At 31.9% G+C, this 21,367-nt stretch carries 16 protein-coding genes; 9 read left to right on the forward strand and 7 right to left on the reverse strand.

All coding sequences use genetic code 11. From position 1 onward, the window contains the following. Window positions 1–24 precede the first annotated feature (24 nt). Entirely contained in the window at window positions 25–555 is a 531-nt protein-coding gene (locus WC223_10165) for a YetF domain-containing protein (GenBank protein MFA6924604.1), read from the reverse strand. 247 nt (window positions 556–802) lie between these two features. On the opposite strand from WC223_10165, the gene mutL reads away from it, so the two are divergent. The 3 genes from mutL to WC223_10180 all read left to right on the forward strand — a co-directional run bounded on the left by mutL (window position 803) and on the right by WC223_10180 (window position 4,212). Next, on the forward strand, window positions 803–2,674 hold the full coding sequence (mutL, locus tag WC223_10170) for a DNA mismatch repair endonuclease MutL (protein MFA6924605.1): 1,872 nt from the start codon (window positions 803–805) through the stop codon (window positions 2,672–2,674). Window positions 2,675–2,681: 7 nt separating this feature from the next. After that, entirely contained in the window at window positions 2,682–3,524 is an 843-nt protein-coding gene (locus WC223_10175; GenBank protein ID MFA6924606.1) for a rhomboid family intramembrane serine protease, read from the forward strand. Window positions 3,525–3,606: 82 nt separating this feature from the next. Beyond that, window positions 3,607–4,212, forward strand: a complete 606-nt coding sequence (locus tag WC223_10180) for a hypothetical protein (protein MFA6924607.1) — start codon at window positions 3,607–3,609, stop codon at window positions 4,210–4,212. On the opposite strand, the gene WC223_10185 is transcribed toward WC223_10180, so the two are convergent. Next, a complete protein-coding gene (locus WC223_10185; GenBank protein ID MFA6924608.1) occupies window positions 4,205–4,840 on the reverse strand; it encodes a WbqC family protein in 636 nt (211 codons plus the stop codon). The two genes, WC223_10180 and WC223_10185, sit on opposite strands and share 8 nt — an antisense overlap. A gap of 250 nt (window positions 4,841–5,090) precedes the next feature. Between WC223_10185 and WC223_10190 the strand changes: the two genes are divergently transcribed. After that, the gene (locus WC223_10190) at window positions 5,091–5,381 is read left to right on the forward strand and encodes a DUF721 domain-containing protein (GenBank protein MFA6924609.1); all 291 of its coding nucleotides are present in this window, start codon (window positions 5,091–5,093) and stop codon (window positions 5,379–5,381) included. A 12-nt stretch (window positions 5,382–5,393) separates the two neighbouring features. Further along, window positions 5,394–7,160, forward strand: a complete 1,767-nt coding sequence (locus WC223_10195; protein MFA6924610.1) for an AMP-dependent synthetase/ligase — start codon at window positions 5,394–5,396, stop codon at window positions 7,158–7,160. 20 nt (window positions 7,161–7,180) lie between these two features. Here WC223_10195 and WC223_10200 read toward each other — a convergent pair whose 3' ends face one another. After that, window positions 7,181–10,096: a hypothetical protein gene (locus WC223_10200; protein MFA6924611.1), complete on the reverse strand. Its 2,916-nt coding sequence runs from the start codon at window positions 10,094–10,096 to the stop codon at window positions 7,181–7,183. Between the two features lie 241 nt (window positions 10,097–10,337). Between WC223_10200 and WC223_10205 the strand changes: the two genes are divergently transcribed. Beyond that, a complete protein-coding gene (locus WC223_10205) occupies window positions 10,338–10,943 on the forward strand; it encodes an HNH endonuclease (protein ID MFA6924612.1) in 606 nt (201 codons plus the stop codon). A gap of 26 nt (window positions 10,944–10,969) precedes the next feature. On the opposite strand, the gene WC223_10210 is transcribed toward WC223_10205, so the two are convergent. From WC223_10210 to WC223_10220, 3 genes are all read right to left on the reverse strand, one after another. Next, complete coding sequence (locus tag WC223_10210) at window positions 10,970–13,030, reverse strand: Omp28-related outer membrane protein (GenBank protein MFA6924613.1); 2,061 nt, start codon at window positions 13,028–13,030, stop codon at window positions 10,970–10,972. Between the two features lie 106 nt (window positions 13,031–13,136). Next, window positions 13,137–15,497, reverse strand: a complete 2,361-nt coding sequence (locus WC223_10215; GenBank protein MFA6924614.1) for a TonB-dependent receptor — start codon at window positions 15,495–15,497, stop codon at window positions 13,137–13,139. Between the two features lies 1 nt (window position 15,498). Next, window positions 15,499–15,996, reverse strand: coding sequence for a hypothetical protein (locus WC223_10220; GenBank protein MFA6924615.1), 498 nt, complete (start codon window positions 15,994–15,996; stop codon window positions 15,499–15,501). A 237-nt stretch (window positions 15,997–16,233) separates the two neighbouring features. Here WC223_10220 and WC223_10225 point away from each other — a divergent pair, with 237 nt between their 5' ends. Next, a complete protein-coding gene (locus WC223_10225; GenBank protein ID MFA6924616.1) occupies window positions 16,234–18,219 on the forward strand; it encodes an OmpA family protein in 1,986 nt (661 codons plus the stop codon). A 37-nt stretch (window positions 18,220–18,256) separates the two neighbouring features. Here WC223_10225 and mqnC read toward each other — a convergent pair whose 3' ends face one another. Then, window positions 18,257–19,357, reverse strand: a complete 1,101-nt coding sequence (mqnC, locus tag WC223_10230; GenBank protein MFA6924617.1) for a cyclic dehypoxanthinyl futalosine synthase — start codon at window positions 19,355–19,357, stop codon at window positions 18,257–18,259. Between the two features lie 104 nt (window positions 19,358–19,461). Here mqnC and WC223_10235 point away from each other — a divergent pair, with 104 nt between their 5' ends. Further along, window positions 19,462–20,898 carry a leucyl aminopeptidase family protein gene (locus tag WC223_10235; protein ID MFA6924618.1) on the forward strand — a complete coding sequence of 479 codons (1,437 nt, stop codon included), beginning with the start codon at window positions 19,462–19,464 and terminating at the stop codon, window positions 20,896–20,898. 11 nt (window positions 20,899–20,909) lie between these two features. Further along, window positions 20,910–21,367, forward strand: a 458-nt coding sequence (locus WC223_10240; protein ID MFA6924619.1) for a 4-hydroxythreonine-4-phosphate dehydrogenase PdxA, incomplete at its 3' end; no start/stop codon positions are given.

Raw genomic sequence — 21,367 nt, forward strand, 5'->3', positions numbered from 1 at the left:
AATCTAATATTCAGTTGAATATAATTAATAAAATAAAGAAGAACCTCTCTTGGTATGTTTTCTTCTTGATGTCACACTGCTGACAGTTCGGTGTTTGTAGTCATTTGATAAAACACTTATATTTCCGTCAACTTCCAGAATGGCAAGATTAACATCGCTGATGTGCATCACACCGTGTTCGCGAACCACTTCAAGTAATTCATTTACCGATATTTTTTCTTTTCTTAAATTCTTATCATGGACTTTTCCGTTAGAAACAAGTATTACCGGTTCGCCTTCTATTAATCCGGTAAAATATTTTGAGCGGAATAATAAATACTTGAACAAATAGTTGAGAAGGAACAGAGTTGTTGCAGCCACCAATCCACCAAGTAATGAAGAATCGGAACCTACCATTGCATTTTGAACTGCATTGCTTATTAATAAAATAAAAATAAGGTCAACAACAGAAAGTTGAGCTAATTCTTTTTTTCCTAAAATTCTTATGGCAATTGTAATAAACAAGTACACCGCAGAGGAACTGATGATTATGTTTAAATAAGTATTGTTGAACATAGGTTTATTGATTTAAGATTTATAATAAATATTGTATGTAATTAAATTTTTATCTTTAAATCACAGTTTGTTGTTAAATTGTTGAATTGCTAAATTGTTAAATTTTCGTACTTCATACTTCTCACGTCTTTTTTAATCTGAATCTGTGACTAATTTATTTTTCAAAATTAAAAAAATATAATTAAAACTTTACTTCATCAACTTTTAACTTTTTAATTATCTTTGTGGAAATTTAAATTTTAATCAATTGTCCGATATTATTCATTTATTGCCCGATTCTGTTGCCAACCAGATTGCCGCAGGTGAAGTTATTCAACGTCCATCTTCTGCTGTTAAGGAGTTGCTTGAAAACGCTATTGATGCGGGCGCAACCGAAATAAAAGTAATTATTAAAGACGCAGGCAAAACATTAATACAGGTGATTGACAATGGTTGCGGAATGTCCGGAACTGATGCGAGGATGTGTTTTGAACGACATGCAACTTCAAAAATAAAAACGGCAGATGACATATTCGAAGTTCGCACAATGGGTTTCAGAGGAGAAGCACTTCCTTCAATTGCTGCAATTTCTCAAGTCGAATTGAAAACAAAAAGAATTGATGATGATTTGGGAACCTTTATTATTATTGAGGGTTCTGAAGTTATGAAACAGGAAAATTGCAGTTGTAACAACGGAACGTCAATTGCTATAAAAAATCTTTTTTATAATACACCCGCAAGAAGAAAATTTCTGAAGAACGATACAATAGAATTGTCGCATATAATTGAAGAATTTCAGAGAGTAGCTTTAATAAACTATAATATTTCTTTTACATTACATTCGAACAACAAAGAGATTTTTCATCTCGAAAAAAATAATTTCAAACAAAGAATTGTTTCCATCTTCGGTTCGGGCTGTAATAACCGCATATTGCCACTTGAGGAAGAAACATCAATTGCAAAAATCTACGGATTTATTGGTAAACCCGAATTTGCAAAAGCTAAAAGAGGAGAACAATATTTTTTTGTTAACAATAGATTTGTTAAACATCCTTACTTGCATCATGCTGTTCAAAAATCGTTTCTGGATTTAATTTCAACAGATAAATTTCCATCTTACTTTTTAAACATTGTTGTAAACCCTAAAATTATTGATGTAAACATTCATCCCACAAAAACAGAAATAAAATTTGAAGATGAAAAAATAATGTATTCACTAATGTTGTCGGCGGTAAAACAGGTGATAGGAAAATTTCATCTCGCACCAATGCTTGATTTTCAGGCGGAAAATATTTCTGCAATTCCACATATTCCTGCTAATACCCCTATTGTTAACCCCGGAATAAACATAAATACTGGTTACAATCCTTTTATTACTGAAAAGAAAACTGCTCAAAAGAATGAGGAAATTAATGCTGAGAAATCGTTTTATCAGGAAAAACAAAATCTTAAAAACTGGGAAAAGCTGTATCGGGTAGCAACCGAAACTAAAGAGAAAACCGAAACTAAAGAGAAAACCGAAACTGCACAGCAGTCAATAAGTACTGGAAACAATTTTAATATTCCTGAAGTTACCGATAAAAATATTTTTCAACTTCATAATAAATATATTCTGGCGCATGTAAAGTCAGGACTCATGGTTATTGACCAGCAAGCTGCACATGAAAGAATACTTTATGAAAAATTTCTGAATTCATTTAAAAATCATGCAACAAACTCACAGCAATTGCTTTTTCCTAAAACAATTGAATTATCATCTGCTGATTTTGAAATTGTATCAATATTAAAAGAAGACCTTCAAAACTTAGGTTTTGAAATCGGCGATTTCGGAAAAAATTCATTAATTGTTTACGGTGTTCCAGTTGAAGTTCTAAACGATGATATCGAAAAGCTTTTTGAGGAAATAATAGGGCAGTATAAAATAAATTCATCGGTTTATGCCGAAAAATATGAAAATCTGGCTGCATCACTCGCAAGAAAAGCTTCGGTGAAATATGGTAAATCCCTTTCGCAGGATGAAATGCTGGGGTTGATAGAGCAGTTGTTTTCATGCGAAATTTCGGGTTACTCACCTTCGGGAAAAATAACTGCGACAATAATTAATATTGAAGAAATAGATAATAAATTTATAAAAAAATAAATTTAAAATGGACTATTATCGACCACAACAATTCAGAATACTTCCGCCGGTTGTAAAGAATTTACTTATCATTAATGCTATTTTCTTTATTGCTACAATCAGCATGGAAAAGATGAACATTGACCTGATTGACAAACTTGGGCTTCATTATTTTAGTTCCGAAAAATTTCATCCATATCAGCTTATAACATATATGTTCATGCACGGTAGTTTTATGCATATTTTTTACAACATGTTTGCTGTATGGATGTTCGGGAGTGCAATTGAAAACGTTTGGGGAACAAGACGTTTCCTTACATTTTATATTGTAACCGGTCTTGGTGCTGCTTTTACACATTATGTTGTCGTTTATTTTGAAATGCATCCGACATTAATGGCAATAAATGATTTTCTAAATAATCCGACAAATGATAGTCTGAAAAGTTTCATGGCTTCATCAAACTTTCATATTTCTTCAGAAAACATTGCGGGAACTACAAACGAATTTATTGCAAAATATAATTTGCTTCTGAGTGAAGGCAATAAAACTGCTGCATTACAGTCGGCTGTTAACTTTATGTCGGAATATAAAACCGAATTTTTGAATGCACCTGTTGTGGTGGGTGCTTCGGGAGCTTTGTTCGGATTGCTGCTTGCATTTGGCATGATGTTTCCGAATTCTCTTATTTTTATTTATTTTTTGCTGCCTATAAAAGCAAAATACTTTGTAATTATATACGGAGCAATAGAACTATTTTCGGGATTTTCAAAAATATCTGGCGACAATGTCGCTCACTTTGCACACCTCGGAGGAATGTTGTTCGGATATTTACTTATAATATTCTGGAAAAAAAGAAATATGTATGATTGATAAATTATTGTTAATTGTTAGTTGAAAATTACATTGTAAGTGCGTGAGAATTTTATGTATGTTTGTTTCAAAATTTATAAAAATGAAAATTAATTTTAAAATAATTTTATTTTTTATCTCTTTATTTTTTATTCAGCGAACATTTTCGCAGGATACTATTTTGCTTTTAAACGGAAAACAAATTCAGTGCAAAGCAGCTTATGTAAATGAAACAAGCGTGGTATATCATAAATTGCATAAGAATGAAAAAATAAAACAAATTAATAAGGAAAAGGTATATTCTATTACTGATTCTCTCGGAAAGAAAAAAATAATATATGATAAGGATACGACGAATGGTTTTTATTTAACAAAAGAACAAATGCTCATTTTTATCAAAGGTGAACAATATGCTGCAAAAGAATGCAAATTATTTTCCTCTTTTGTATTATCATTTGCCGTTGGAGGACTTAGTGCGTATGTTCTTAAATTTTATGGTGTGCCTATGGTTGCTCTCACTCCTATTGTATTTGGCGCAATTCAAACAAAATCATACGAATCAAATCCGAATAAGAAATTGGTAAATAATGAGTTTTTTATAGAGGGATATCAGACAAAAGCAAGATATAAAAAAATTAAAAGCTCACTGATAGGAGGTATAATTGGATTTACATCTGTTGCTATAATTATTGATTTTACTACTAAATAATTTTTTTTGCATCAGGTCCCACATTAAATATAAGGTCAATAATACTTAAGTTCGGAATAAAATCATACTTCTCATCAAAAACCTGCTTGTAGTTTTTATCGGAAATATTTTTTAAAGAAAAAAAAGTTTTATCCTTAGGATTGAATGAATTCCTGTAATCGGCGGTTTCGTTTGCATATTTTTTTTCAAATAAATCCGTATGTTTTATTTCAACCTGTATTTCTAATATTCCCGTAAGCCAATTCACGAGAGTGTTATTGAAATCGAGAAGAAAAGGTTGTTTTAAGCTATAAATTGAAATTAATTTATCACTGTAAAATTCATAAAAAGGGGAATTATTATAAGCTGATTCTATTGTTTTCAAATGAGTTTTAATCCAATTTGTGTCATAAGAAATTTTTATATCTTTTGTTTGTGAATTATTTTTTCTTTCCTTCAAAGGAACACTCAAAAGTAACATTCCGTTTGATGTATAAATATAATAACGATTGCGAATAGTTTGCTTGGGAAAGGTTTCGTGTTTTTCTATAAAAATGGTTTGGTGTTTTGCCATGAGCCGAAAATACTGAACCGGCGGAAGAAATGCAGTTGGAAAAATTGCTTGAATTTTATTATTAGATTGTTCCATTTTTTAAAAAGTGCGAAACGGGATTTATAAATATTGAAATTTGAGTTAAGTATTCTTGTTTAATTTCCGGTTAGGACAGATTATTTTTTTGCCACCAAAACACAAAATCACCAAAGCCCACCAAAATATAATTCATTATGTATGTTAGTTTTAATAAAACATTTTTCAATATGAAATAATTTAATTACTAACTTTGCCTTTTTTCTTTGTAAAATTAATAATTTTTAAGTAGTTATAAACATAAATTATTATGCGAAGCTCAAATGAATTTACATTGAAGGAAGCAATTGAGAACATGTTGAGAGAGTTTAAAATTAAACATAAAATTTTTGAAATACAACTTCGTGATTCATGGGAAAAAGTAATGGGAAAAACAGTTTCGACACGAACTATAGAATTGCAACTTAATAATAAAATACTATACATAAAGCTTGAGTCGGCAGCTTTGCGCAATGAATTGAGTATGTCGAAAGAAAAAATCATTAATCGTTTGAATGAAGAACTAAAAGAAGAAGCAATTAAAAGTATAGTGTTAAAATAATTAATAAAATAAATGCTTGTCAAAAGAATTTTCGATTTAACAGAAAGGTATCTTCAGCTATTCCCTGATAAAACCGACGCATTGGCAGGCAAAGACGAAGGGATATGGCTCAGATATTCCGTCCATCAGTATATTGAAATAGCAAATAACATAAGTTACGGACTTTTAAAGCTCGGAGTTCAGAAAGGTGATAAAATTGCTTCAATAACTTTCAATCGTCCCGAGTGGAATTTTCTTGATATGGGAATTCAGCAAGCAGGGGCAATTCATATTCCCATATATCCCACCATCAGCGACAGCGATTATCAATATATACTGAATCATGCTGAAGTAAAATACATTTTTGTTGCCGGTGAAGAAATGTACAGGCGCATAAAACACATTCTTCCTGATGTTCCGTCGTTAAAAGCAATTTATACATTTAAAAATCTTCATGGAATTGAACATTTGAATGAATTGCTCGAGCTTGGGAAAAAAAATCAGGATATAGAAAAACTAAAAAAAATAAAAGGAGCAATAACAGAAGATGATATATCAACGATAATTTATACTTCGGGAACTACAGGAATTCCTAAGGGAGTAGTATTAACACATAAAAACATAATTAGTAATTTTGTTGCAGTATCGCCTATTATCCCTTATGGCTCTGAAGCAAGGGCATTAAGCTTTCTTCCCTTATGTCATATATATGAAAGAACGATTAACTATATGTATCAGTATAACGGAATTTCGCTATATTATGCCGAAAATATAGGAACAGTAGTTGATAATTTGAAAGAGATACAACCGCAAATTATGACTACCGTGCCCAGATTACTTGAAAAAGTTTATGATAAAATTATTTCAAATGCCGAAAAACTAAATTGGTTAAAAAAAATAATTTTCTACTGGTCGTTAAATGTAGGACATCATTACACGCTTTATGGAAAAAATAGCCGGTGGTATAATGTTAAACTTAAAATTGCAAGAAAGCTTGTTTTCTGTAAATGGCGGGAAGGACTTGGCAATGTTGATATAATTGTTTCGGGTGGAGCTGCATTGCAGCCACGGCTCGGAAGAATATTTTGTGCGGCAGGATTCAGAGTCCTTGAGGGATACGGACTCACAGAAACATCTCCGGTGATTTCCGTAAACACGTTGGATGAAAATGGAATGAAAATAGGTACAGTAGGACCGGTTATTGAAGGCGTTGAAGTGAAAATTGCCGAAGACGGTGAAATACTTTGCAGGGGACCAAACATTATGGCTGGCTATTACAAAGAACCCGAACTAACAGAAGCAGTAATTGATAAAGAAGGATGGCTGCATACAGGAGATATCGGCTGTTTTGTTGATGACGGGTTGCTTAAAATAACAGGAAGAAAAAAAGAAATTTTTAAAACTTCTTTCGGAAAATATATTTCACCACAACTTATCGAAAATAAATTTAAAGAATCTCCATTTATTGATAACATTTTCGTTATCGGCGAAAATCAGAAATTTGCTGCTGCCATAATTGCTCCCGATTTTAATTATCTTTGCGAATGGTGTAAAAGAAAAGGCATCGAATACACCGACAACAAAGAAATATTAAATTTGCAAAGAATAAAAAAACGATTTCGTAAAGAAGTTGATATTTATAATTCATTTTTTGGCGATACCGAGCAAATAAAAAGATTTGAACTTGCAGAAACCGAATGGACTATTGAATCGGGAGAATTAACTGCCACACTTAAACTGCGAAGAACTTTTATGCACCGCAATTATAAGGATGTTATAAATAAAATTTTTAATAACTGAATTTTTATTTTTATAATTTTTTACAAATTGCTTAAATTCAAAGCAAGAATAAAATCCACAGTATAGGTTTTGTTTAAAGGAACATAAGAATATCTTAATCCGATATCCAAAGGGATAAAAAATCTGAAAATATGAATGTCGCTTGTTAATTCGGCTCCGTAAGAATTAAATTTGTTTTTCATTGAAACAGAATTGTCAATAGAAGCATAATCGGTAAATAAATTCAACTTTATTCTTTTTATATAAAACAACGAACCTATTTTTAAATCGGGGTAAAGCAAAGGAAATTTATAATCAAATGAAAACTTTTTTATCTCATAAATATCTTCGGTGAAGATAAATCCCCTTGGAAGATTTATGATATTTTCAAAAATATATCCTGAATGTGAATACAGAGAATTGTTTTTTTGATATTCAAAATCAATTTTTGTGCTGTGATGCTTGCATATTCCCGGGAAAATAAAATATGACTGAACTGCAAAAATCTCACCGTAAAAATCGTGTGCGTTTTTATAATTAACTGAAATAACTTGTCCGAAACGGGGACGCATGTCTCTTGCAACTGTCCTTTCAACATTATAAGCATTTAATCCAAAATCATAAAACATAAAACTTTTTTTTGCATAAGGATAATCATTTGCCGTTGAGTTGCTGACATTAATATAACCCATGCCGGTTGTGGGTTCTATGAATCTGTAATAATTACCTGAAGAAAAATTCAAAGGTAAACTTAAATTTATTCCTATATTTAATTCATCCCATGAAAAAAGATTTGCCATTGTGGGAGATGGAATAAAAATACTTCTTCTGTTTCCATAATCAGCTTTTAATCCTATAACAGGATACCATCCTTTATAATCAAATGAAAGCGAATAAGTATTTGTGTTTTCAATCTGGTTGTATTTATATGATAAAATCGTGAAAGCAGTGCTGAGTGCATTTTGAGAAAGAAATCTTATTCCCGGATATAGTTCCGTGTTATCATAATCAATAGGCATCCAGCTATGGAAATTAAATAAATGGGTGGTTTTGCTATAATTTTTCACTTCGTAATTTCTTAATTTCAAAGTGTCAAAATTTATTTTATTTTCCTGTTTAATGTAACTTTCATATAAATTAATTGATGTGTTTTTTATATTATCCAGAGGAGTCCATGCAGAAGGATTGAAATTAGCTTCAACGATATTGTAGCCATTTTCAGTATAATCAGAATATGCGATTTTTCCTGAATTTTGTGAAACAGTTATATCGCTTGCACCAAATTTTGATGAAGTAACCTGATAATTTTTTTTTGTTTTTATATCAATCGCATAAATGTTCGGAATGCCTGAATATATTCCGTTAAAGAATACATATCCTTTTCTGAAAACAAGATTGTGAATTTCCGTTACTTCTTCTTTAAGTATGGTTTTATAATTCAAATTGTCGGCATCAAAAAGTAAAATTCCTTTTCCATTTTTGTTCATGTTGATAACGGCTAAATGCTTACTGTCATCAGACCATGCTGGTGTGATAAAAAAAACATTACTTTCAGTTGAAAATCTTTTTATTTCTTTTCCATTATTAGCATCAAGAATAATCAAATAATTTTTGTCATTTTCTGTTACTTCAACTGTTGCTATTTTTGTGCCATCGGGAGAAATTGAAGGTGCGAATAATCTTGTTTTCCTTGTTAGAGTTGTTTTCTTTTTATTTTTTAAATCATATATTTTAATTACTGAATAATTACGTCCTTCCCATCTTTTATCAAACTGAATTTCCGACCAAACAATTATATTGCTACAAGCAGAGAGTAAAGGTACTTCTCCTGTTTTATTTTTTACCTGTGCATTGTCAACATTAAAAGTAGCCGACAGGCATGCTGAATTGTAAAATCCGGGAGTAATTATTTTTTTTTCTTTGCCGTTTTGTTTAAAAACAACGAGGTGCGCTATGTCGTTAAGTCCTGATTTTATTGACAGGATAGTACTATCATTAAGATAAATCGGATACTGATAATTTGTATAGATATTTTTCGGAGGAGAAACAATTTTAAATTCCGAATAATTATTTTTATTTGCTTGTTGTTGCCATAAACTATCAAGGTCGCTAATAGTTTGCTTATATAATTTAACTTTTGATAAACCCGAAACCCGTTTAATTCCTTTGTTAAATGGTGTAATGCTCCATGAATTTCTTCCTGCATTAGCTAATGCTTTTTCCCATATTTCCGTTCCGTATCTTCTGCGTGCATTTGCAATCATCAGATATCCGAAAGGGTATTCGTTGGGAATATAATCCTTAAACGAGCCAAGTACTGCTTTATCATACGAATATTTTTTATTGTTCAAAACATTGGTTCTCATTTCCATTTCAAAATTCGGGTCCCTTCCTCTTCCTGAGTTTGATAATGCTGTTTCAGTGCATACGGCATCACCTTCCATAAACCACGTGGGAACATATAATCCAAGAACGGCAGCGGTTGCTTGTTCACCAAATATATAAGTAAGAAATTTCGTAAATCCGGTATTTAATTTATTCATTTGAACAATATGTCTTTCTTCATGTAACGATAATTGTTGGAGCCAATCCTGAGAATATGTACTTTGCGGTATGCAGGTATAAAACTCAAGACGCCGCGGTGCCCATATTGCAAAAGCATTTGAAACAATTGAGCGGTTATGAATAATTACGGGAACTCTTTGGGGTTTATAATTCAGCGTTTTTGTAACTTCTGAATACGCACAATCCATTAGGTTTGCCAGTCGCTGAGCCTCATGTAGAAAACCAATAGGAAAAATAATCTGAAAATGTTCGGTTTTAATTTGCTTCCATTTCGTTCTTGAAGGGTCTTGTCCTAAATCATAATATTGTGAATAAGAACTTAAAGCAGAAAATAAAAAAATAAAAACCAATATCATGAAATCTAAAATGTATTTTCTTTTTGGTGAAATCATAGAAAAGAAATTTATTTATTTTAAAGGTGGTTTTAAAACTTATTCTAAAGTTTTTACAAAGATAAAATAAAAAAATGTTATATTTGTTTTTTTATAAAACTTCCCCCAATAATGAGAGAGCATAATAAAACCAATTAAGAATAGTAATGTTATAACACGTGTATTTGATGTCATTTTTATTAAGTGGCATTGCTGTCAAATAATTACAAAAGAAATACATAAATTTAAAGCAGATAATTTTATGATACGATTTTTTTATAACGAAGAATGGAAAGAATTTAAACGTGACTACAATTCCAAATTTCGTTACGCAATTTCAAATTTCGGAAGAGTTATAAGTTTTACCGACAAAGTTGAAAATGGCACTCTTTTAAAATGCGGGCAAATAGGCGGATATAAAGTACTTCAATACATAATTTATACGAAACCTGGAAAGATATTCCGGCGTTTGTTTATTCACAGACTCGTGGCAACACATTTTATCCCGAACAAATCAGAAGATAAAGTTTTTGTGCTTCATTTAGACCATAACAAGGATAACAACTACGTTGACAATTTACAATGGGCTACAAAAGAAGAAATGATAGAGCATAGTGAAAAAAGTCCGCGCGTGATAGAAGCAAGAAGAAAACGTATTAAGGATTTGCAACGCGATGGACACAAATTGACAGTGACTCAAGTATTATTTATAAAGAAAAAACTTTTTGACCCTAATCGCAAGACACGATTGAAAATTATTGCGCGACAATTTGGAGTTTCTGAAATGACGCTGCATCGCATAAAGACAGGGGAAAATTGGGGGCATATCACCATACAGACAGGCGACAATGAAAAATTAAAAAAATAATAATTAGATACAGGAATTTCAAAATACTAATGAGCAATTTGCATTAATCCGGCATTGTAATTTCTTTGTTCATCAATAATTCTGTATATGTAAATTCCTTCCCCCATATTTGATGTGGGAATTTTTACACTTGAAGTTCCTTTTAAAACCTGCTTTTCATAAATCACTCTTCCTGTTAAATCATTTATCTGAAGTGTTGCGTTATTTGTGATATTGTAAAGAGGAAACTCAGTATTTTTATCGCACGGGTTAGGATAATTCTGTCCGATACCTTGTATTTCCGATGCTTTTTTATGTTCTGCAACGCTTATCAAACCATGAAACCAATCGTGTGATAATTTTATTATTTCTTTTCTTACATTGGAATCAGCAAGCATTTCCATGCTTACAGCAAGATACACAACTTTGTAAGTTCCGTTTGTTGCTCTCACACATGCGGTTTTCGCTGAATTGTTATTATAAGTGAATGCCGCAATTCCATTTCCTTTCGGAGATATTTCATCAGGGTATATGTAGCCGCCATAAACATCAACAATGGATGAACTGTTGACAGCACCAAAAATATTATCGCTACTATTCGTAGTTAAAAGGTTATTTGAAGTAGCACCATCGCTGTTCCATGTTGAGTTTAGGTACTCAGAATAAAACGTTTTGGTAATGTTTGTTCCGAAACCATTAGAGGCATTGATTTCCCAACCTATATCCTGTCCTGAGACAAATAAATTCCCTCCGCTGTCAAGGAAAGATTGAAATGCAGGGACATTGTAATCAGTAAAAGAAGTAAACGACCATCCGACATTAAAATATAAATGCTTGACAATTGATAAAGCATTATTTTTTGAACCTGACATAAAAACAAGTGTTGTGGCTTTTGTGAAACTTGTGTTTCCTGCAAGAGTTAATCCATTAATGTAATTGTTTTCGTAATCACTCGCTTTTGTCGGACTGTCATCTCCCCATGCACCATCATTATTTATAATAAGGTCGGTAACACCTGAAATTAAACGAAATTTTATTATTTGATATTTTATGTTTGTATCACTCAGGCATTTCATTGTTATTTGATACTCGCCGATTTCATGCGTTGAACCGGGTAGAACTGATAAGATAATATTTTTTATGGAGTCGCCATCAACAGTAATATCAATTGAATCGGACACTGCAGAATTGCCGACCTGAAGATTTGCAGTCCAATCCAAAGGTTGTTTTTTGTTAAATATAATCCTACAGGAATATGATGTTTTTCCAATATTTTGTATTTTTCCGTAAAAATTTTTATTAATCCCTTCGCTGTCGGAATAAAAAGGTTTACCTATTCCTATAAGTTCCAGATTTGTATTATACTCTGATGCCGAAGATGCATTAAGAACTTCTTTTGTTGCATCATCCTGAACAAAAGCAATTGCATATACTTTTGAAGTATCCCAGTTGGCTGTGTCAAGATTGTAAGAATAATTAAACACAACCGAATCGCCTATTGGTGCTGCGTTATAAGTATCACCAGAACTATTGGGAAGCATTTTTCTGAAAACATCAGGAAAATATTTTTCGCCATTACTGCCAGGTGCAGTTGTATATGTTTTGGGATTTTCAACAACAGACACTCTCATTTTATAATTACCGGCAGCAACAGTATCGACAGTATAAACAACCACTTTTGTATTTCGCGAGGTGCCGTTTGATGTTTCTTTAACTTTAATTCTCACCGGACTTGATTCGGACGCCACTTCATCAAGCATTGATTGCGTAACACCCGCAGGACCGCCATCATATCTGTTTCCCTGCATTCGTACGTTCGGAACTCCTTTTACAAAATAGTAAACAACTCTGTCGTGGTTCTCGGTAGTATTGTATTGGTACATCGGGTCGCCACCGTCAGGCCAATAAGCATGATAGGCAATATGAAACATTTTACCTTTGTTTTTATTCAGAATATTTTTCTGAAATATCGGATTTTGCTGAGCACATGGACCACATCCTGTGTTTGTGAAGTGTTCAAACAAAACATATTTTCTTGCCTGTCCATAAGAATTTACAGTAAAACCTGCAAGAGAAATAAAAATTAATAAGCGTATTTTATTTTTCATTCTAAAAAAATAAATAAATATTTTTTATTTGACTTCTGATACAAACTTATTATTTTTTTTGTTAAAAGTCAAGTTAAAAATAGAAATGTTTTATCTCGTTTCCCTATTATTTCAATGTGTATCTCAAACCCAGATAAACAATCCGTCCTATTATCGGACCCCAATTCATAGCGGTATCAAAGTATGTATGATATGGTCTGAAGAATTCTGTGATTGGGTCACTTTGTTTGAAATCAGTTAAATTTTCGGAGCCAATATAAATATCTACTTTTTTGAATTTTCTTGTTATTTGTACGTTCATTAAAATATATTCGGGTGCTCGTGCCGGTCTTCTTAAATTCTCGGGCATCATGCTTTGTTCCGGTAAACGGGAACTTCCATTAAATTGCGTTGTGTAATCAAATTGCCATTTTTTACCTTTTGTTAAATACGATAATGTTACCAATCCTTTGTATTTTGGAGTGAATGGTTTCTCTGTCAATTTTTCCGAAATAGTTGTCTTTACATCGTTTATTCGGTATGCAAGAAGAAGTGAAAGATTTTTTAATGGTTCTAAACTTATTTGTGCCTGATAACTATTTGCATAAGATTTGCCGTTTAAATTATACACAAACACCGTTGTAGGCGTGCTGTCCATGTCAACAATAACCTGACGCATAAACATGGTTCTATATAAATCAAGGTTAAATTCTGCTTTTCGTTTAAATAATTTGAATTCTTTTGTGAAATTTATTCCCATATTCAAAGCTTTTTCCTGATTTAAATCATTATCAATAACAATTTGTCTTTGACTCGACAGTATTGAAAGATTTTCTGAAATTGCATTTGCCGTACGATAACCCAAGCCGGCAGATGCTCTTATTGTTGTGGTTGAATCAAGATGATATCGCAGATTAAATCTTGGTGTGTAGAATAGTCCATAAATATTATGATAGTCGACTCTTAAACCAGCAATAATAATAAGCTTTTCCAGATTATTATATGTGTATTCAAAAAATGCTCCGGGAACCGATTCTGTTCTTTTCCATAAAAAATTCGTGAGATTTTCATGATTAATTGTATAAAAACTATTGCTCGACATATCGCCGGTTACCTGATAATTGTAAACAAAAAGAGTTTGATTATATTTTTCATAAAACTTGTCGTAAATGTAACTAAAGCCGGTAGTGAACTTATGGTCGGTATTGCCAATTATTGATTGATATAAAAAATTCGCATAATAAGTTCTTTCTTCGCCGAAATAATTATTTATTCCAAAAAATCCTTTTTGTTCATGATTTGTTGTCGATAAAATTAATGCAACACTTTTGTATGGTTGATTTTTAAAAAGTATTCCGTTTTTCCAGAATGCTTCATAGCGGCGAGTGTCAAGTTCGAAGCCATAAGGCAAAGTTCCTTTATTTATTGCCGATGTATCTTTAACAAATATTTTTTTATTAAAATCAATAGTGCCTCCATTTCTGTTTTCATCAAGAAATTTAATTCCAAAGCGTGAAGTAAATTTTTCTTTAACCAGATAGTCCCAACGATTCATAAGATTGATGGTTCTTGTTTTCGGAATATCCATAAAATTATCACCTTTTAGTTTTTCTCTCGTTATTGGATTTATTAATGCATTCTTATCTATTTTTTGAGAGAAATCGCTCGCACTAATCATGAAAAGAGTTTTTAGTTTATCATTAATTCCAAAAACTTTGTTAATGTTTATTTCATTACGTAGATTATTGTTGGTGTATAAATTCACAAATAAATTTTCGGAGTTCGAAGGTTTTTTATACTCAACATTTATTTGTCCGGTTATTGATTCAAAGCCATTGATAACAGAAGAAGCGCCTTTGGAAATTTGAATTGACTGCATCCATGAACCCGGAATATAGTTAAGTCCGAATGCCGAAGCCATTCCGCGAACAGATGGAATATTCTCTGTTTGTATTTGACTATAAATACCGGAAAGTCCCAATAATTGAATTTGTTTAGCTCCGGTAATTGCATCGCTATAATTAACATCAACTGAAGCATTTGTTTCAAAACTTTCGGAAAGGTTACAGCATGCGGCTTTGTATAATTCACCTGTGTTCACAATTTGTACATTTCTCGGGTCAATTTTTGAAATAAAACTTTCGTTTCTTTCGCTAATCTCAACACCTTTGAGTTGCTTTGAGTCAGCAATCAATTCATGAGAAATTTCTTTTTCGGTTTTGTTTATTTGAATTGTATCAATTTTAAATCCCAACATTTTAATAATTAACCTGAAATCTTTTATGTTGTTTTCTGAAATTTCGAATTTGCCATTTATGTCGGAGGTTGTGGCAATTTGGGTTTCGCACCAATAAACAATTGCACCAGCTACCGGTTCTTTTGCTTTTGTTTCGCTAATTGTATATATGAAGCCAGATAAGTTTTGTGCGATTATTGAGGTCGTACTGATTAATAAAATCAATATAATAATTATTTTTTTTGTTTCCATTTTATTTCATTTCCGAAATTTCGGTAAACGCATTAATTAATGCTTTATTGAGCGTGCTTATATCAGAAGGACTATTTGAAATTAAAAATATTTTATGCGATTTGCCAGCAGTTATCACAATTACAGGCATTCCTTCGCCATAAGGTGAAGAATAGTCAGTTGAATATTTCACACATTCTCCATTTAAAAGAGAATTCTTTTTAATCCAGTTTTTTGTTGAAGAAAGAGAGTTTGCCCCATTATCAAGATAAATTATTTTTATGTTTTTTTTATCAGAATAATATTTTAAAATAACTTCTTTTACATTTTGAGAACCTTTGGTACAGGCAGGACATTGATGTTCATAAATCAAGATAACAATATTTCCTTTATCTAAAATATCAAATAAAGATTGTTGTGTTTTAAGTGAATCCTTATATTTGAATTCAATAGCTGTATTTTGCGCTATTGAAAATAGCGAAGGTAAAATTATTAATATTAGCAAAATAATTTTTCTCATAAGATAAAAATATTATGTATTTGAATACATAAATATACAATATAATTACTATCTTTCCAAATAATAAATAAAATTTTACGGAATTTTAACATATTTTATTTGCTGACGGGGTAACTTTAAGTCATCCCGTCAGTATATTTTTTTTGTAGGAGAATAGTGAATTAAAATATATACTTGTATTTTTGCAATGTGAAAATTTTACAGTATCAAATTGTTTAACTTATAAAAAAAAATCAAATGAAAAAAACACTTCACATTATTTTGACATTAACTTTTATTTTTTGCTTTGTAAAATTAAAATCACAAAACGTAGAATTCGAAAAAGAAAATTTTCCTAATGACAAAGCTGCATTAAAAGATGCGTTAAATGAGATTGATGAAGGAGATGAAAACTTTGATTTGGGTGGCGATTTTTACAATACGGCACTCGAATTTTATGAGAAAGCATACAACTTCAATCCCAATAGTGCAACACTTAATTATAAATTGGGTAAATGTCATCTTTATTCATTGCAAAAAACAGAATCAATCGTTTATTTTCAGAAAGCAATTATACTTAATGATAAAGTGGCTGTGGATATTCATTATTTGCTTGCACAGGCATACCAATTTAATATGCAATGGGACGAAGCAATCAAAGAATATAATGTTTATTTGAATTCAGTTCATGCCAATGAAGTGGATTTTAAAAAAGAAGTTAATAAAAAAATAGAAGAATGCAATGTTGGAAAAGAATTGGTAAAGCATCCCATAAAAGTTACAATTGATAATCTCGGTCCGAGGATAAATACAAAGTATTACGAATATGAGGGATTTCTAAATGCTGATGAATCCACGTTGATGTTTACTTCACGCCGTCCCAACACAACTGGCGGAAAGATGGATGATTCCCTAAACATATATAACGAAGATATTTATATATCAACAAAAGATTCAATAACAGGAAAATGGAAAGAGCCGATTAATCCTGGTAAACCCCTGAATACGCAATATCACGATGCAATCGTCGGGCTTTCAGTTGACGGACAAAAAATTTTCGTTTATAAAATAGAAAATCTGGGAGACATTTTTGAAAGTAAATTAGTGGGAAATAAATGGACTACTCCCGTAGCACTTAATGCGAATATCAATACTATTTATCACGAATCATCTGCATCACTTTCTCCTGATGGTAAAGCTCTTTATTTTGTGAGCGACAGACCTGGCGGTTATGGTGGAAGAGATATTTATATGAGCAAATTGACCGAAAAAGGAGAGTGGGACAAAGCTGTTAATTTAGGTCCGGTTATAAATTCGGTATATGACGAAGAATCGGTGTACTTTCATCCAGATGGAAAAACCCTTTTTTATAGTTCGAAAGGGCATAAAACAATGGGTGGATTCGATATTTTTTATTCTGTTTTTGAAGACGGCAAATGGTCTGTACCCGAAAATATTGGCTATCCTGTTAATACTTCCGATGATGATGTGTTCTTTGTGTATTCTGCAAACGGGAAACATGGTTATTATATGTCAAGCAAGGAAGGCGGCTTTGGTGGCAGAGACTTATACATGATAACATTCAATGAGCAAATACCACCGCTTAAAATTATGCAAGCTCAACTCACATTGTTAAAAGGTATTGTTATTGATGCTGTAACTAAAGAACCATTGCTGGCAACAATTGAAATTGTGGATAATGAAAAAAACCAACTTGTTGCATCTTTTAACACTAACAGTTCAACAGGTAAATATATGGTTTCGCTGCCTTCGGGAAAAAATTACGGAGTTGTAATAAAATCCGAAGGACATTTAACCGAATCGGAAAACTTCAATATTCCGCTAACTACAAAATATCAGGAAGTCGTTAAAAATTATGAGTTAAAGAGAATTGAGGTTGGAAAATCAGTTGTTTTAAAAAATATATTCTTTGATTTCGACAAAAGTACTTTAAGGGATGAGTCGGTTGCTGAGCTTGAACGTCTTATTAAATTCATGAACGATATGCCGAATTTGAAAGTTGAAATTTCAGGGCATACAGATAGTAAGGGCTCCGAAGAATACAATCAGGTGCTTTCAGAAAACCGCGCTAAAGCAGTAGTTGATTACCTTATCGTAAAAGGCATTAATAAAGACCGTCTGGTTTATAAAGGATATGGCAAATTAAAACCAATAGCAACAAACGAAACCGATGAGGGAAGACAACTAAATCGCAGAACAGAGTGTATGATTATCAGTAAATAATCAGGATGACTTTCTGAAAGTTTGAAACTTTTTTTTATCAATGTATTATTGATTTTATTTTCTCATATTCCTGATTTCTTAATTGCGGTTCAAATCCTGTTTCTTTTATAGCTTCCTGCATTTCAAAAGCATTTAGCTTATATGTCGTACCGGCAGAAGAAACAACATTTTCCTCAATCATTATTGAACCCAAATCATTTGCACCGGCATGCAAACAAATTTGAGCAATTTCTTTTCCTACTGTGAGCCACGATGCCTGAATGTTAGTTATGTTGGGTAGCATAATGCGGCTCATAGCAAGCATTCTTATATATTCTTCATTTGAAATTTTATTCGAAACATTATATTTATTTTTAAGATGTGTTCCGCAATCCTGAAATGTCCAGGGAATAAAAGCAATAAATCCTTTGCTGTTTTTAGGTTTTAGGTTTTGAATTTCTCTGATTTTAACTAAATGTTCAAATCGATTTTCAAGAGTTTCAATATGCCCGAACATCATAGTTGCTGTAGTTGTGAGATTTAATTTGTGTGCTGTATGCATCACATCAAGCCATTCCTGCGAATTGCATTTTATTTTTGATAGTTCGGTTCGTACACTGTCAACTAATATTTCGGCTCCTGCACCGGGCAATGAATCCAAACCAGCATCAATTAATATTTTTAAAACTTTTTCAAAAGAAAAATTTTCTTTTTTACTTAAATAAACAATTTCGGGAGGACCAAGTGCATGAAGCTTTAATTTCGGAAATATTTTTTTTAGATTAAGAAAAAGTTCGGTATGAAAACTTAATCCGAGTTTAGGATGAAATCCGCCTTGTAAAAGCAACTGATTACCGCCAAGAGCAAAAAGTTCATTTATTTTTTGCTTGTATTCTTTAATTGATGTAACGTATGCGTCTGCACTGTTAATATTTCTGTGAAAGCTGCAAAACCTGCATTTTGAAATGCAAACATTGGTTATGTTTACGTTCCTGTCAATTATCCATGTTACTTTTTTCTCGGGTATTATTTTTTCTCTTATTTTATTTGCTATAAACATTAATTCTGCTGTCGGTATTTTTTTGTAAAAATAAATTCCTTCTGCAACCGACAGTTGTTCGAAATTTAATGCTTTCTTAATTAGAACGTTTAAATTCATTAAATATAAAATTTAAAACAAAACTATGAAAGAGTTAAAAAAAATTGCAAATTTGCATTGCAAAAATAAGATATAATATTTTTACAATATAATTTATTTTTTTCATGAGCATAGCAATATCCAAAATAGCTGAAATTCCTGCAAAAGAAAGTTTTGTTCTTTTAATTAATAAGGAAACCGATATATATCAATATGAATTTTCAACAAATGAATTGCATTTCATTAAAGAACAGATTGAAAAAAATAAAAAAGCAGTGAGCATTAATCAGTATAAACGATGGATTTTTATTAATGTTATCGAAACCGAAAAGGATGAATACAGAATAAAAGAAAACTGTCGCAAAGCGGGATGTAATCTTATAAATTGTCTGGATGAAAATAAAATCCCGAAAATTACTATTGTTGATTGTATTGATAATCCGGAGTATGCTTTAGCTTTTGCAGAAGGAATGGCACTCGGTTCATATCAGTTTCTGAAATATAAAACTGATTCGGAAGAGAAAAAACATAGTTTGCAGGAAATTCAAATTGTGAGCAAACATACTACTAATAATTCTGTTGCGCAACTTAATATTATTGTTGAAGCAGTATTTAAAACAAGAACATTAATTAATGAACCACATTCTTTTCTAACGGCACTTCAGCTTTCAAACGAGTTTCAGGAAATGGGAAAAGAAGCGGGCTTTAAAGTTGAAGTATTGAATAAAACAAAAATAGAATCATTAAAGATGAACGGATTGCTTGCTGTAAATAAAGGCAGCAACAATTCCCCAACATTTTCGGTACTTGAATATAAACCTGAAAATCCGATAAATTCCTTGCCTTATGTTTTAGTTGGCAAAGGATTGGTATTTGATTCAGGAGGTTTTAATATTAAGACCGGTAAGTCAATGGAAACTATGAAGTCGGATATGAGCGGTGCTGCTGTTGTTGCAGGAACAATTTATGCAATAGCAAAATCAGGATTGCCTGTACATATTATAGGGCTTATTCCTGCAACTGATAATCTTCCCGGAGCCGATGCTTACAAATGCGGCGATGTAATAAAAATGTACAACGGCACAACTGTTGAGGTTCTGAATACCGATGCCGAAGGGCGTTTGATTCTGGCAGATGCATTGAGCTATGCTAAAAAATATTCGCCTAAATTAATTATTGATATTGCAACTTTAACCGGCTCTGCTTCTGCTGCTATTGGGAGAATTGGAATTGTGGCAATGGGAACAGCCCACGAATCAAAGCTCGCAAGACTTAAAGAGTGTGGAAATAATGTTTATGAAAGAATTGTTGAATTTCCATTATGGGATGAATATGGCGACATGATTAAATCAGAAGTAGCCGACATAAAAAATATTGGAGGTGATAGTGCCGGAGCAATTACTGCGGGAAAATTTTTAGAACACTTTGTGAAAGATTGCGAATGGCTTCATTTTGATATTGCAGGTGTTGCTTATTATGATAAAAAAGACAGCTACAGGGGAATTGGTGGTACGGCTATTCCCTTGAGATTATTATTTGAATATTTTAGAAATGTAAATTAAAAATAAATTTTATGAGTAAAATTGATGAAAAAATAAGAGTAGGAATAACTCAGGGTGATTGCAACGGAATAAGCAATGAAGTTATTATTAAAACACTTATGGATGCGAGAATTTATGAAATATGTACACCCATTCTTTACGGTTCTTCGAAAGTAGCATCATATCACAGGAAAGTTATGGATGTTGTGGATTTTAATTTTAACACGATAAAAAGTGCCAGCGAAGCTCATTCCAAAAGAGCCAATCTGGTAAACTGTTATGATAAAGAAGTTAAAATCGAAATGGGGAAATCGAGTCAGGTGGCAGGCGAGCTTTCTGTTGTGGCAATGGAAGTAGCAGTTGAAGATTTGAAAAAAAATAACATAGATGTTTTAGTTACCGCTCCGATAAACAAATACAGCATCCAATCGCAAAATTTTAATTATCCCGGTCATACCGAATTTCTTGCTGATAATTCAAAGTTGGAAAT

The sequence above is a fragment of the Bacteroidales bacterium genome (assembly GCA_041671145.1).
Taxonomy (GTDB): Bacteria; Bacteroidota; Bacteroidia; order Bacteroidales; family JAHJDW01; genus JAQUPB01.

Excerpts from the sequence above, each read along its gene's own strand:
- mqnC (MFA6924617.1), bottom strand. The coding sequence starts at position 19,357 with ATGAATTTAAACGTTCTAATTAAGAAAGCATTAAATTTCGAACAACTG.
- WC223_10185 (MFA6924608.1), bottom strand. The coding sequence starts at position 4,840 with ATGGAACAATCTAATAATAAAATTCAAGCAATTTTTCCAACTGCATTT.
- WC223_10210 (MFA6924613.1), bottom strand. The coding sequence starts at position 13,030 with ATGAAAAATAAAATACGCTTATTAATTTTTATTTCTCTTGCAGGTTTT.
- WC223_10220 (MFA6924615.1), bottom strand. The coding sequence starts at position 15,996 with ATGAGAAAAATTATTTTGCTAATATTAATAATTTTACCTTCGCTATTT.
- WC223_10215 (MFA6924614.1), bottom strand. The coding sequence starts at position 15,497 with ATGGAAACAAAAAAAATAATTATTATATTGATTTTATTAATCAGTACG.
- WC223_10175 (MFA6924606.1), top strand. The coding sequence starts at position 2,682 with ATGGACTATTATCGACCACAACAATTCAGAATACTTCCGCCGGTTGTA.
- WC223_10225 (MFA6924616.1), top strand. The coding sequence starts at position 16,234 with ATGAAAAAAACACTTCACATTATTTTGACATTAACTTTTATTTTTTGC.
- WC223_10195 (MFA6924610.1), top strand. The coding sequence starts at position 5,394 with ATGCTTGTCAAAAGAATTTTCGATTTAACAGAAAGGTATCTTCAGCTA.
- WC223_10235 (MFA6924618.1), top strand. The coding sequence starts at position 19,462 with ATGAGCATAGCAATATCCAAAATAGCTGAAATTCCTGCAAAAGAAAGT.
- WC223_10205 (MFA6924612.1), top strand. The coding sequence starts at position 10,338 with ATGATACGATTTTTTTATAACGAAGAATGGAAAGAATTTAAACGTGAC.
- WC223_10165 (MFA6924604.1), bottom strand. The coding sequence starts at position 555 with ATGTTCAACAATACTTATTTAAACATAATCATCAGTTCCTCTGCGGTG.
- WC223_10180 (MFA6924607.1), top strand. The coding sequence starts at position 3,607 with ATGAAAATTAATTTTAAAATAATTTTATTTTTTATCTCTTTATTTTTT.
- WC223_10200 (MFA6924611.1), bottom strand. The coding sequence starts at position 10,096 with ATGATTTCACCAAAAAGAAAATACATTTTAGATTTCATGATATTGGTT.
- WC223_10190 (MFA6924609.1), top strand. The coding sequence starts at position 5,091 with ATGCGAAGCTCAAATGAATTTACATTGAAGGAAGCAATTGAGAACATG.